This is a genomic window from Catellatospora aurea, from assembly GCF_042663325.1.
Lineage (GTDB): Bacteria > Actinomycetota > Actinomycetes > Mycobacteriales > Micromonosporaceae > Catellatospora > Catellatospora aurea.
This window is the reverse complement of record NZ_JBHTAC010000017.1, coordinates 17,090-29,279: the sequence shown is the minus strand read 5'-3', so window position 1 is coordinate 29,279 and position 12,190 is coordinate 17,090. Positions and strand designations below refer to the sequence as shown.

The following is a 12,190-nucleotide window of genomic DNA, read 5'->3' as shown; positions in this document are numbered from 1 at the left end:
TCATCTGCGAGTATGTCCCAATGTCCCAGCAGCCCTCCTCCGTCGCGTTCTTCGATGGCGCGAATACCCAACAAGACTTCACAGTCGTCCTGCGCGGTTTCGACCGCGAGCAGGTAAACGCGTTTGTCGGTCGCCTGAACGCTCAGCTTGCCCAGTCGGAGCAGGCACGCGCGGAGGCCGAGCAGCGCATGAACGACGCCCAGCGTCGTCTGCGCCAGGCTGAGCAGCGGCTCAACTCGGTCGAGCAGAAGCTCACCGACACGAGCAAGCAGCTGGAAGAGAACAGCCGCCCCACCCTGTCCGGCCTCGGCACCCGCGTGGAGCAGATCCTGCGGCTCGCCGAGGAGCAGGCCAACGACCACCGCGGCGAGTCCAAGCGCGAGTCCGAGGGCATCCTGTCCGCGGCCCGCCTGGAGGCTCGCGAGATCACCGACAAGGCGCGTGCCGAGGCCGCCGCCATGAAGGCGACCGCCGAGCGCGAGGCCGGCAACCTGCGCACCGCCGCCGAGCGCGAGGCCGCCGAGGTCCGGGTGCAGGCCCGCCGCGAGGCCGACACGCTGCGCGCCGACGCCGACCGCGAGACCAAGCAGCTGCGCACCGCCACCTCGCACGAGGTCGCCGAGCTCAAGGCGACGGTCGAGCGCGAGGTCGCGACGCTGCGCGCCACCGCCGAGCGGGAGATCACCCAGCTGCGCGCCAAGGCCGCCCGCGAGGCGGAGGAGAAGCGCGCCGAGGCCTCCAAGATGCTGGCCGACGCGCGGGACAAGCGTGACAAGGACCTGCAGGCCCTGCAGCTGGAGCTGGCCGAGCGGCGCGAGAAGTCCGAGCGCGAGGAGTCGCAGCGCCACTCCTCCGCCGTCGCCGCCACGCAGAAGCTGGTCGGCGAGGCCGAGGAGCGCGCCCGCGCCGCCGAGGACCGGGCCAAGGAGATCGAGCAGCGCGCCGAGGCGCGCCGGGTCGAGTCCGAGCGCACCGCCGTCGAGACGACCGAGAAGGCTCGCGTCGCCGCGGAGAAGGCCGTCAACGAGGCCAAGGCCGAGGCGCACCGCCTGGTGTCCGAGGCCCGCAACGAGGCCGAGCTGACCACCACGGCCGCGCGCCGCGAGGTCGACGACCTCACCCGCCAGAAGAACGCGGTCACCGCGCAGCTCGGCCAGATGCTGTCCGGCCTGGCCGGCATCGTCCCGGGCGTCGGCGCGCCGGCCCCGGCGGCCGCCGAGGACAAGCCGAAGGCCGAGAAGGCCGAATAACGACCCGATCCACATCTGATCACGCCGCGCCCGCAACCTGTCGGGCGCGGCGTGACCTTTTATGTGAAGATGGACCGCATGTCGCACGGCGGAGACCTGTTCGCACTCGGTGAGGGCGTCTCATCGGAACCCAGCTTCGATACGTCCCTCAAGGGCTTCGACAAGAAGCAGGTGAACCGATACGTCGTCCAGGTCGAGTCCGAGCTGGCAACCCTGGCCGCCGAGCGGGACCAGGCCATCTCGCAGCTTCAGGCGCTGGCCGGGCAGGTGCAGCAGCTCCAGCTGGAGCTGGCCGACGCCGCCCGCCGCGCCGTGCCGTCCCGGGTCTCCTTCCGTCACCTGGGCTCGCGAGTGGAGCAGATCCTCTCCCTTGCCGAGGACCAGGCCGACGACCTGCGCAACGGAGCCGCCCAGGAGATCGCCGACCAGCGCGCCGAGGCCGAGCGGCTGCTCGCCGACGCCCGTGACCGCGCCGCCACCGCGTCCCGTGACTTCGACCTGGCCCTGGCCTCCCGCCGCGCCGAGGAGCGCAAGGCCGAGGAGCAGCACCGCATCGAGCTGACCGAGGAGACGCAGCGGCTGCGCGCCGAGGCGCGCGAGCTGCTCAGCCACGCCCAGACGGAGGCGCAGGGCATCCGCACCGCCGCGGCGCAGGAGGCCGCCTCCCGGCGCATCCAGGCCGACAAGGAGATCGCCGCCGCGCGCGCCGAGACCGAGCGCCACGCGGCGGAGAGCCGCGCCCAGGCCGAGCAGCAGCTCGCTGCGGCCGCCGCGGAGGCCGAGCAGCGCTTGGCGGCGGCCACCGCCGAAGCCGAGCAGCGGGTGGCCGCGGCGCACGCGGAAGCCGAGCGGCAGCTCGCCGCCGCGACCGCGGCGGCCGCGCAGAAGCTGGCCGAGGTAGAGGTCCAGGCGACCCAGCGCACCGACCGGGCCGAGCAGGAGGTGGCGCTGGCCCGCGGGCGGGCCGCCGCCGAGCAGGCCGCCGCGGACACGGCCAAGCAGCAGTACGAGGACGGCCAGACCCGCCTCGTAGCGATGCGGGCCGACATAACGCAGGTCGAGCACCGACTCGCCGAGCTGAAGCAGCAGCTGCACGTCGAGCTGGAGCGCCTGGCCAAGGCCCAGCGCGAGGCCGAGGAGGCCGAGCGCCGCCGCGCCGAGGCGACCCGCCCGGCCGAGGAGCCGACCCAGGCAATCGCGATGCCCGCCCCGCCCGTGCCGGCTGCTCCACCCGCGCCTGTCACACCGGCGCAGCAGCCGGATCAGGCGCAGGCGAAGCCCGCGGCCGAGTCGCCGGCCGGGGACGAGCCCACGATCATGCTCGCCGGCAACGAGCCCACCATCAGCCTCGACGGCAGCAGCAGCGACGCCGGGGCCTCCAGCCGCTGAGCCGTTCGCCGTCGCGCTTGCCTGTTCGGGACGGAGTCAGCGGGGTTTGTCGGCGAACGCCGCCACGGTGCGGTCGGCGTACGCGCTGGCGTCGCCGTACTCCATGGGGCCGGGCCAGTCCTTGGGGAGCGGGGTCTCGATCGCGGGGGCGACGCGGCGGACGATCTCGTCCAGCACGGTCTCGGCGTCGCCGACCCACAGGTGCTTCGCGCCGGGCACACCCACGACCTCGGCGTGCGGGATAGCGGCGAAGCGCTCCTTCGCCTCGGCCGGGCGCAGGTAGTCGTCGTGCTCGGGCACGAGCGCGGTCACCGGGCGGCGGGACTCCGCCCATACCGCCAGATCCTCGGGTTTCGAAAAGCGCAGCGGCGGGGACAGCAGGATCGCGCCGGCGATCGCCGGGTCGCAGCCGTACTTGAGGGCCAGGTCGGTGCCGAAGGACCAGCCGACCAGCCACAGGTTCGGCAGCTCGTGGAACTCGGCGTACTCGATGGCGGCGGCGACGTCGAAGCGCTCCCCCACCGCGTTGTCGAACGCGCCCTCGCTGGTGCCGCGCACGCTGGACGTGCCGCGGCTGTTGAAGCGCAGCACCGCGATCCCGGCCAGCGCGGGCAGCCGCCAGGCGGCCTTGCGGTACACGTGGCTGTCCATCATGCCGCCGTGGGTGGGCAGCGGGTGCAGGCAGATCAGGGTGGCGACCGGGTCGCGGTCGGCGGGCAGAGCCAGCTCCCCGACCAGCTTCAACCCGTCGGCGGTATGCAGTTCGATGTCCTGTCGCCGAGCGGGCAGGATCGAGTTGGCACGGATCGCGGTCACGCCTACAGTCTGCCCGCGCACCGGCCCGCCCTACCCCCTGACGTCGCGGTGATCACACCGGGCCGCTCAGCCGTAACGGGGCGCGTTGCGGGACCGTTCGACGTTGGGTTTGCGCTGGTGCCGACCCTGCCAGCAACTGCTGTGCCAGTGCCTGCGGTCGCCCGCGTCACCCCAGCCCTGCGAGGGCCAGGCGACGACGTGCGGCACCCCGGGCCGGATGTCCTGGTGGCACCCCGGGCACTTGTAAATCTTGTCCGACCGCTCGCCGCTCAGATGCCGGACGGTGAACTCCCCGTCCGGATCGTCGTGCACGTACTCCACCCCGCGTCGCGACATGGCCTCGTCAAGATCGCGCTCCGGGCGATCTTTTTTGTTGTTACGACGCGGACTCATGTCCCCAAGATACGGCGCAGCCCACCCAACCCAACGATCTTGCGCGAACTGTTGGGGATATGCCCGATTAGGGCGTGTCATCCCCACAGTTCGCGCAAGATCGTCGAGGCGGTGGGGGTCAGCGGTGGGTGTGGTCGCGGAAGCCGCGGCCGGTTTTGCGGCCGAGGTAGCCGGCGGTGACCAGGTGCTCCAGGAGGGGGGCCGGGGAGAAGCCGGGTTCGCGGAGTTCGAGGTAGAGCTCGCGCTGGATGGCGAGGGAGACGTCGAGGCCGACGACGTCGAGGAGTTCGAAGGGGCCCATGGGGTAGCCGCAGCCGAGCTTCATGGCCGCGTCGATGTCGTCTGCCGTGGCGTAGCTGGCTTCGAGCATCTTGACCGCGTCGTTGAGGTACGGGAAGAGCAGGGCGTTGACGATGAAGCCGGCGCGGTCGGCGCAGTCGACGGCGGTCTTGCCGAGGCTGGAGACCACGGCGTCGGCGGTGGCCAGGGTCGCGGCGCTGGTACGGATCGTGGCGACGACCTCGATCAGCGGCATGACCTGGGCGGGGTTGAAGAAGTGCAGGCCGACCACGTCCGCGGGGCGATGGGTGGCCATGGCGCACTCGACGACCGGCAGGCTCGACGTGGTCGTGGCCAGCACGGTGCCGGGCTTGCAGATCTCGTCGAGGCTGGCGAACAGCGCCTTCTTGACGCTCAGCTCCTCCACGACGGCCTCGACGACCATGTCCACGTCGGCCAGGTGGTCCAGGTTGGTGGACCAGGTGATCCGGCTGATCGCGGCGTCGCGGTCGGCCTCGCTGAGCTTGCCGCGCACCACGCCCTTGTTCAGGGAGGTCTTCACGGACTCGCAGACCTTCGCGGACTTCTCCGCGCCGCGGGTCACGCTCAGCACCTCGTACCCCGCCTTGGCGAAGACCTCGATGATGCCGGTGGCCATGGTGCCCGAACCGACCACGCCGACACTGCCGATCGGGCGCGGCGCGGCCTCGTGCTCGCCCGCGGCCGGGGTCAGCTCGTCGGCCACCACGACCGGCGAGCCCTGCTTCTCGTAGGTGTAGAAGCCACGGCCGGACTTGCGGCCCAGCAGGCCCGCGGTGACCATCTGCTTGAGCAGCGGGGCCGGGGCGTGCCGGCGGTCGCGGCCGCCGCGGCGGTACATCGTGTCGAGGATCTCGTACGCCGTGTCCAGGCCGATCAGGTCCATCAGCGCGAGCGGGCCCATCGGCAGGCCGCAGCCCAGCTTCATGGCCGCGTCGATGTCCTCGCGGGTGGCGTAGTGGTTCTCGAACATGGTGACGGCGTGGTTCAGGTAGCCGAACAGCAGCGCGTTGGCGATGAACCCGGCCCGGTCGCTGATGGTCACGTCGGTCTTGCCGAGGCGGGCGATCAGCGCCTCCACGTCGGCGACGACCTCCGGCGCGGTCACCACGGTACGGATGATCTCGACGAGCTTCATCACCGGCGCGGGGTTGAAGAAGTGCACGCCGATGACCTGGTTGGGCCGGTGCGTGGCGACCGAGATCTCGGTGACCGACAGCGAGCTGGTATTGGTGGCGAGGATGGCGTGCGGCGGGCAGACCTTGTCCAGCTCGGCGAAGATCGCCTGCTTGAGGTCCAGGTGCTCGGGCACCGCCTCGATCACGAAGTCGACGCTGTGCAGCGCCGCCAGGCCGACCTGGAAGTCGACCCGGGAGTGCAGCGCGTCGCGGTCCTGCTCGGACAGCTTGCCCTTGGCCACGGCGCGGTCGGTCGAGCCGGTCAGGTTGGCCCGGCCCCGCTCCAGCGCGCCCTCGCTGATCTCCACGGCCACGACGTTCAGGCCGTTGCGCGCGAATACCTCGACGATGCCGGCGCCCATGGTGCCGAGGCCGACCACGCCCACCGTGTTGATTTCGCGAGCCACAGTGCCCATCCCATCTCCCGAACGATCGCTAAGGTTACTCGGGAGTCTGCCATGGCCCATGCGTCCCCACAGCGGCTGCCGCAAGTGAACATAGCCACTCGTCACGTACTGACGAAAGGAAGGGCACCTTGCCATCGCTCCGCGATGTACAAGGTGCCCTTCTTAACATCGGGGTGACATCAGCCCAGGCCAGCGGCCGCGCGGGTAGGTCAGGGGGCGTCGCGCGGGGCGGCGCGCACGGCTGCCGCCACGGTCTCGGCACCCGCACGGCCCAGGGTGATCGTGTAGTGGTTCACATCCGGAACGTCGTGCTCCGTCACTCCGGGCAGCCACTCGCTTGCCCGGCCCGGCGGGTAGAGCGGGGAGTCCGGGTCGTCGAACATGCCACGCGGGGCGCGCAGGAACACGGCGGGGCGGGGCAGCGGCTCCGGCGTCATACCCGGCAGCGCGTAGAGGTCCTGGCCGTCGCGGACCGCGGCCTCCATCCGGCACGCGGCCCGCAACTCCGGCTCCTGCCCGACCACGTCGTACGCGAGATACGCGTCGGCCCCCTCGGGCCACGGGTCGAACGACGGGTGCTGCCGCCACAGCGCCAGGTACGCGTCCCGGTCGGGGAAGGTCATGTTCAGCCGGGCGAAGACGGCGCCCACGGTGGTGGCGATCGCCTCCTCCAGCGCGGCCGCGCCCGCCGATGCGTCGACGCCTGGCGGCAGCGGCAGCGCGGCTCCGCCGTCGACCAGGACCAGGCGCTCGACCAGCTCCGGGAATCGGCGCGCGGTCTCGGCGACCACGAAGCCGCCCATGGAGTGGCCGACCAGGAGCACAGGGGTGTCGGCGTACGCGCGGATCACCTCGGCCACGTCGGCGGCGTGCTCGGCCATGCCGTACGGGCCCGGCAGGTCCCTGCTGCCGCCCCGGCCGCGCAGGTCCACCGCGACCACCCGGTGGTCACGCCCCAGCTCCGGCCCGATCAGGGTCCAGGCCAGGTGCGACGACGTGATCCCGTGCACCGCGACGATCACCGGCCCGCCCTCGCCCCACACGCCCACCCGCAGCTCACCGCCGCGCACGGGCACGCTCTCCAGCCGGTACGCCACCAGGTCGCTCATCGCCGCTCCTCACTCGTCGTGCGCCGGATGCTGCCACACCGCGCGCGTCCTGCCAGTGGTGTCCGCCCACACAACTAAGTCGGTTGCTCGGGGCATGCGGGGGCGGGAGCATTCTCGGCATGTCGACACTCAAGGTCACCGCGGAACGGCTGGTGATCCACCCGCACCCCAATGCCGACGCGCTCGAGCTCGCCGAGGTGGGACGGCTGCGCGCGGTGGTCGCCAAGGGCGCCTTCCGCACCGGCGACCACGCCGTGTACCTGCCCGAAGGCAGCGTGCTGCCGGAGCCGCTGATCGCCGAACTCGGCCTCACCGGACGCCTCGCGGGCGGCAACAAGGACCGCATCACCGCGGTACGCCTGCGCGGCGAGCTGTCCCAGGGCATCGTCTGCCTGCCCAAGGCGCTGTCCGACCTGGACCTCGTCGCGGCCGCCGCGGCGGGCACGGACTTCGCCGAGGCGCTCGGCGTGGTCAAGTGGAACCCGCCGGTGCCGGTGCACCTGGCCGGGGACATGGAGCCCGCCGCCGACCTGCTGCCCTGGCTGGAGGTGGAGAACATCCGCCGGTACCCGGACCTGTTCACGGCCGGGGAGCCGGTGATCGCCACTGAGAAGATCCACGGCTCGGCCACGCTGATGACGTACGTCGCGGCGACCGGCGCCGTGTACGCGTCGTCGAAGGGCTTCGGCAAGCAGCGCCTGGCCATCAAGGAGACCGGCACCAACCTCTACTGGCGCGCGATCCGGACGTTCGACCTGCCCACCTTCGCCGGGGCGGTCGCCGCCGCGGTCGGCGCGACCCGGGTCGGCGTGTTCGGCGAGGTGTTCGGCCGGGGCGTGCAGGACCTGCCGTACGGCGCGAACGCCGGGGTGCGGCCCGGGTACGCGGTGTTCGACGTGTGCGTGGACGACGGGGACGGTGTGCGCTGGCTGACGCTGGACGAGTACGCGCCGCTCGCCGCCGAGCACGGGGTGCCCCTGGTCCCGGTGCTGTACCGGGGCGCGTACGACGAGCAGGCGCTGATCGCGCTGGCCGACGGCACCGAGACGGTCTCCGGCACGGGCGCGAACCTGCGCGAGGGCCTGGTCGTGCGGTCACTGCCCGAGCGCTACAGCCCGGTGACCGGCGGCCGCGCCATCGGCAAGCTCGTCTCCCCCGCCTATCTCACCCGCAAGGGCGGCACCGAGTACGAGTGACCGCCCCGGCCGGGTCCGGCTGCCGATCGGTGTTCGCGCGCTGATCCCGGCGGTTCTCGTCGCTTCGGCCACGGGAACCGCCGGGTTCAGCGCCGGAACCGGATATTCGAGCCGCTCGCGTGGTTCGCGCAGCCCAGGCACTAGCCTGTCAGCGTGCGTTATGTCGTGATCACAGGTGTGTCCCGCGGGCTGGGCGAAGCCCTGCTCAACCAGTTCGAGACCGACGAGGACACCGTGGTGCTCGCGCTGGGCCGCGGCTTCACCGACGCGCAGCGCATCAACGCCGGCAAGCGGCTGATCCTGCGCCACTGCGAGCTGGCCGAGCCGTCCACCCTGCCGCACGCGTCCGAGCTGAGCGAGCTGTTCGAGGACGCCGACGAGGTGGTGCTGATCCACAACGCCGCGGTGGTCGCCCCGATCGGGCCGATCGGGGACCTGGAACCCGACGAACTGGCCAACGCGGTGGCGGTGAACCTGACCGCGCCGATGCTGCTGACGAACTCCCTGCTCGCGGCTTTGCCCGCCACCGCCTCCCGCGCCGTGATCATGTTCGTCTCCTCGGGTGCGGCGCACCGGGTCATCGACGGCTGGTCGGCGTACTCGGCGACCAAACGCGGAGCCGAGGAGTTCTTCGCGCACCTGGCCGAGCAGTGCTCGGACGATCCGCGGATCAAGGTGGAGGTCGTCAACCCGGGCGTGATGGACACGGGTATGCAGGAGACGATCCGGTCCGCCCGGTTCGCGGGGCGGCAGCGCTTCCTCGACCTGTACGAGAACGACGAGCTGCCCGACCCGGCCGCGATCGCGGCCCGGCTGATCGAGGACCACCTTAAGGCGTGAGGATGTTTCGGATTACTCACGAGTAGGCCTAGACTGCGCGCGTGACCACCACCTCATCCCTGCCGCCCGGCGCGAGTGTCGTCGAGGCCGGCGAGCTGATCTCGACGAACCCCGCCACCGGCGACGAGGTGGCCCGCCTGCCCGTCGCGACCGCCGCGGACGTGGCCGCCGCCGTCGAGCGGGCCCGCGCCGCCGCTGCCTGGTGGGCCGGACTGGGCTGGCGCGAGCGCCGCCGGCGCCTGCTGCGCTGGCGCAGCCTGCTGGTCGCCCGTATGCAGGAGCTGGCCCAGCTGATGCACCGCGAGGGCGGCAAGCCGGTCGACGAGGCGCTGCTGGAGATCGTCGTCTCCGTCGACCACGCCGCGTGGGCCGCCAAGCACGCCCGCAAGGTGCTCGGCCCACGCCGCGTCGGCGGCTCCCTGATGCAGTCGGAGTACGCCGCGCACCTGGAGTACCAGCCGTTCGGCGTCATCGGCGTGCTCGGCCCGTGGAACTTCCCGATCTTCACCCCGTTCGGTTCCATCGCGTACGGGCTGGCCGCGGGCAACGCCGTGGTCTTCAAGCCCAGCGAGTACACCCCTGCCGTGGGCCAGTTCTACGTCGACGCGTTCAACGAGGTCGTGCCGGAGCACCTGGTGCTGCAGATCGTGCACGGCGGCGGCGAGACCGGCGCGGCGCTGTGCCGCTCGGGCGTGGACAAGCTGGCCTTCACCGGCTCGGCGGCGACCGGCCGCAAGGTGATGGCGGCCTGCGCCGAGACGTTGACGCCCGTGCTGATCGAGTGCGGCGGCAAGGACGCGCTGATCGTGGACGACGACGCCGATCTCGACGCGGCGGCCGAGGCCGCGGCCTGGGGCGCGAACTTCAACGCCGGGCAGGCCTGCGTCGGCATCGAGCGGGCGTACGTGCACGAGCGGGTCTACGACGCGTTCGTGGGCAAGCTGGTGGCGCGGACCGAGAAGCTGACCGTGGGCGAGCAGGTCGGCCCGATCACCATGCCCGGCCAGCGCGACATCATCGCCCGCCACATCGACGACGCCCTGACCAGCGGCGGCCGTGCCCTGCTCGGCGGCCCCGATTCGGTGCAGGGCGCGTACGTCAAGCCGACCATCCTGGTCGACGTGCCGGAGTCCTCGGCCGCCGTACGCGAGGAGACCTTCGGCCCGACCATCACCGTCACCAAGGTCGCCTCCGTCGAGGAGGCGATCGCGCTGGCCAACGACTCCGCGTACGGCCTCGGCTCGGCGGTGTTCTCCAAGCGCCACGGCATGGCCATCGCCCGCCGGCTGAAGACCGGCATGACCGCCGTGAACTCGGCCTTCTCCTTCGCCGTACTCCCGACCCTGCCCTTCGGCGGAGTAGGCGCGTCCGGCTTCGGCCGCATCCACGGCGCCGACGGCCTGCGCGAGTTCACCCGCGCCAAGGCCATCGCCCGCCGCCGCCTGCCCAGCCTGCCGCCCCTGCTCACCTTCGACCGCAAGCCCTCGGCTGTGAAACTGGCCCTGGCCGTGACCCGTCTCCTACACGGCCGCGACCGCTGACCCGCACACGACAGAGGCCCCCGGCACACCCGCCGGGGGCCTCACCGTTTCCGCACTCGGGTGTCAGAAGAGGGTCAGTTCGTCTTTCTTGGTGCCGCGGAGGCGGTCGTAGTCGACGACGACGCAGCGGATGCCGCGGTCTTCGGCGAGGACCCGGGCCTGGGGCTTGATCTCCTGGGCGGCGAAGATGCCGGCCACGGGGGCCAGCAGGGGGTCGCGGTTGAGCAGTTCCAGGTAGCGGGTGAGCTGCTCCACGCCGTCGATCTCGCCGCGGCGTTTGACCTCGACGGCGACGTGGGCGCTGGCGGCGTCGCGGCAGAGCAGGTCGACGGGGCCGATGGCGGTCATGTACTCGCGGCGGACCAGGGTGAAGCCCTCGCCGAAGGTGTGCGGGGCGGCGGCGAGCAGTTCCTGGAGGTGGGCTTCGACGCCGTCCTTCTGCAGGCCCGGGTCGGGGCCGAAGACGTGGGAGGTGTCCTCGAAGACCTCTTCGAGGGCGATCCTCAACTCCTCGCCGGCCTTGTTGACCACGCGCCATACGCCGGGCTCCTCGACCAGCTTGCAGGGCGGGCTCATCCAGTTCAGCGGCTTGTACGCCCGGTCGTCGGCGTGGATCGAGACCGAACCGTCCGCCTTCACGATGAGCAGGCGTTTGGCGGAGGGGAGGTGGGATGACAGCCGTCCGACGTAGTCGACGGTGCACCGGGCGATGACGAGACGCACCGAACCAGCCTAAGGGACGCGTATCCGTCGTAGCGTTCGCGTCCGTTGCTCCGCCGGGGCATGCTGGGAGCGTGCTCGAACTACTGACCGGCACGGGGCTGGCCACGGCCGCGGGGCTCAATGCGTACATCCCGCTCCTCGTGATCGGCATGCTGGACCGGTACACGAACCTGATCAATCTGCCTTCCACCTGGTCCTGGCTGAGCAACGGCTGGGTGCTGCTGATCCTCGCGGTGCTGCTGGCGATCGAGTTCGTCGCGGACAAGGTGCCGGTGGTGGACAGCGTCAACGACGTGGTGCAGACCGTGGTCCGGCCGACCGCGGGCGGCATGGCGTTCGCGGCGGGCACGGGTTCCGAGACCGTCACGGTCACCGACCCGTCGGCGTTGTGGACGCAGAAGCTGTGGATACCGATCGTGATCGGCCTGCTCATCGCGTTCACCGTGCACGGCGCGAAGGCGACCGCCCGGCCGGTGATGAACGTGGCCACGGTCGGCATGGCGGCCCCGGTGGTCTCGACCGTCGAGGACGGCGCGAGCGCGGGACTGTCGGTCGTCGCGATCATCGTCCCGTTCCTGGTGATCATCTTTCTGATCGGCCTGGTGTGGTGGATGGTGACGGCCAGACGACGCCGGCGGCAGCGTCGCGCGATCGGGGCACTGTCGGAAAAGTAGCTCTGGCCACCAGGCGTGGCGAAAGCGTGATAAACGGGCGAAAACGTCATACTCTCGCGGAGGAAATCCATCCGATCCCCCGTGGAGGTCTCGTGGCCAGCGTCGCCGAGGTCAAAGCCGCCATCGATGCCGCCATGCTGCACGTGCAGGAAGGCCAGGACGCGGTCCGTTCCGCCAACGACCGGCTCGGCGAGGCGCAGCTCAGCCTCGCCACCGCCGTCGAGGGGTCCGGGCACGAGGCCGTGACCGCCGCGCAGGCCGCGCTCGCCCAGGCCGCCTCGGAACTCGAGGAATGCCTCACCGCGACGCTGCACGCGGTGGAGCAGGCCGAGTCGTACGTCGCGACGCTGTGAGCT

At 71.5% G+C, this 12,190-nt stretch carries 12 protein-coding genes; 7 read left to right on the top strand and 5 right to left on the bottom strand.

All coding sequences use genetic code 11. The annotated features are described in order from the left end of the window. The first annotated feature begins 20 nt into the window (after nt 1–20). Both ACFQO7_RS18375 and ACFQO7_RS18370 read left to right on the top strand, forming a co-directional pair. The gene (locus ACFQO7_RS18375; RefSeq protein WP_376807490.1) at nt 21–1,250 is read left to right on the top strand and encodes a coiled-coil domain-containing protein; all 1,230 of its coding nucleotides are present in this window, start codon (nt 21–23) and stop codon (nt 1,248–1,250) included. 69 nt (nt 1,251–1,319) lie between these two features. Beyond that, nucleotides 1,320–2,639 (top strand): coiled-coil domain-containing protein, encoded by a 1,320-nt coding sequence (locus tag ACFQO7_RS18370; RefSeq protein ID WP_376807489.1) that lies wholly within the window; start codon nt 1,320–1,322, stop codon nt 2,637–2,639. 36 nt (nt 2,640–2,675) lie between these two features. Here the strand turns inward: ACFQO7_RS18370 and ACFQO7_RS18365 are convergent, their stop codons facing one another. The 4 genes from ACFQO7_RS18365 to ACFQO7_RS18350 form a co-directional block, all read right to left on the bottom strand. Beyond that, complete coding sequence (locus ACFQO7_RS18365; protein WP_376807488.1) at nt 2,676–3,455, bottom strand: alpha/beta hydrolase; 780 nt, start codon at nt 3,453–3,455, stop codon at nt 2,676–2,678. A gap of 66 nt (nt 3,456–3,521) precedes the next feature. Further along, nucleotides 3,522–3,848, bottom strand: coding sequence for a hypothetical protein (locus ACFQO7_RS18360; protein ID WP_376807487.1), 327 nt, complete (start codon nt 3,846–3,848; stop codon nt 3,522–3,524). 118 nt (nt 3,849–3,966) lie between these two features. Next, nucleotides 3,967–5,760 carry a 3-hydroxyacyl-CoA dehydrogenase family protein gene (locus ACFQO7_RS18355; RefSeq protein WP_376807486.1) on the bottom strand — a complete coding sequence of 598 codons (1,794 nt, stop codon included), beginning with the start codon at nt 5,758–5,760 and terminating at the stop codon, nt 3,967–3,969. A gap of 200 nt (nt 5,761–5,960) precedes the next feature. Then, nucleotides 5,961–6,860, bottom strand: coding sequence for an alpha/beta fold hydrolase (locus tag ACFQO7_RS18350; RefSeq protein ID WP_376807485.1), 900 nt, complete (start codon nt 6,858–6,860; stop codon nt 5,961–5,963). Between the two features lie 119 nt (nt 6,861–6,979). Between ACFQO7_RS18350 and ACFQO7_RS18345 the strand changes: the two genes are divergently transcribed. From ACFQO7_RS18345 to ACFQO7_RS18335, 3 genes are all read left to right on the top strand, one after another. After that, on the top strand, nt 6,980–8,056 hold the full coding sequence (locus tag ACFQO7_RS18345) for an RNA ligase (ATP) (RefSeq protein WP_376807484.1): 1,077 nt from the start codon (nt 6,980–6,982) through the stop codon (nt 8,054–8,056). A gap of 153 nt (nt 8,057–8,209) precedes the next feature. Beyond that, nucleotides 8,210–8,896 carry an SDR family NAD(P)-dependent oxidoreductase gene (locus ACFQO7_RS18340; RefSeq protein WP_376807483.1) on the top strand — a complete coding sequence of 229 codons (687 nt, stop codon included), beginning with the start codon at nt 8,210–8,212 and terminating at the stop codon, nt 8,894–8,896. 41 nt (nt 8,897–8,937) lie between these two features. Further along, nucleotides 8,938–10,437: an aldehyde dehydrogenase family protein gene (locus tag ACFQO7_RS18335; protein ID WP_376807482.1), complete on the top strand. Its 1,500-nt coding sequence runs from the start codon at nt 8,938–8,940 to the stop codon at nt 10,435–10,437. A gap of 63 nt (nt 10,438–10,500) precedes the next feature. On the opposite strand, the gene nucS is transcribed toward ACFQO7_RS18335, so the two are convergent. Then, complete coding sequence (nucS, locus tag ACFQO7_RS18330) at nt 10,501–11,160, bottom strand: endonuclease NucS (RefSeq protein ID WP_376807481.1); 660 nt, start codon at nt 11,158–11,160, stop codon at nt 10,501–10,503. 71 nt (nt 11,161–11,231) lie between these two features. On the opposite strand from nucS, the gene ACFQO7_RS18325 reads away from it, so the two are divergent. Both ACFQO7_RS18325 and ACFQO7_RS18320 read left to right on the top strand, forming a co-directional pair. After that, on the top strand, nt 11,232–11,834 hold the full coding sequence (locus ACFQO7_RS18325; protein WP_361043226.1) for a DUF4126 domain-containing protein: 603 nt from the start codon (nt 11,232–11,234) through the stop codon (nt 11,832–11,834). A gap of 92 nt (nt 11,835–11,926) precedes the next feature. After that, nucleotides 11,927–12,187 carry a hypothetical protein gene (locus ACFQO7_RS18320; protein WP_120318357.1) on the top strand — a complete coding sequence of 87 codons (261 nt, stop codon included), beginning with the start codon at nt 11,927–11,929 and terminating at the stop codon, nt 12,185–12,187. Nucleotides 12,188–12,190 lie beyond the last annotated feature (3 nt).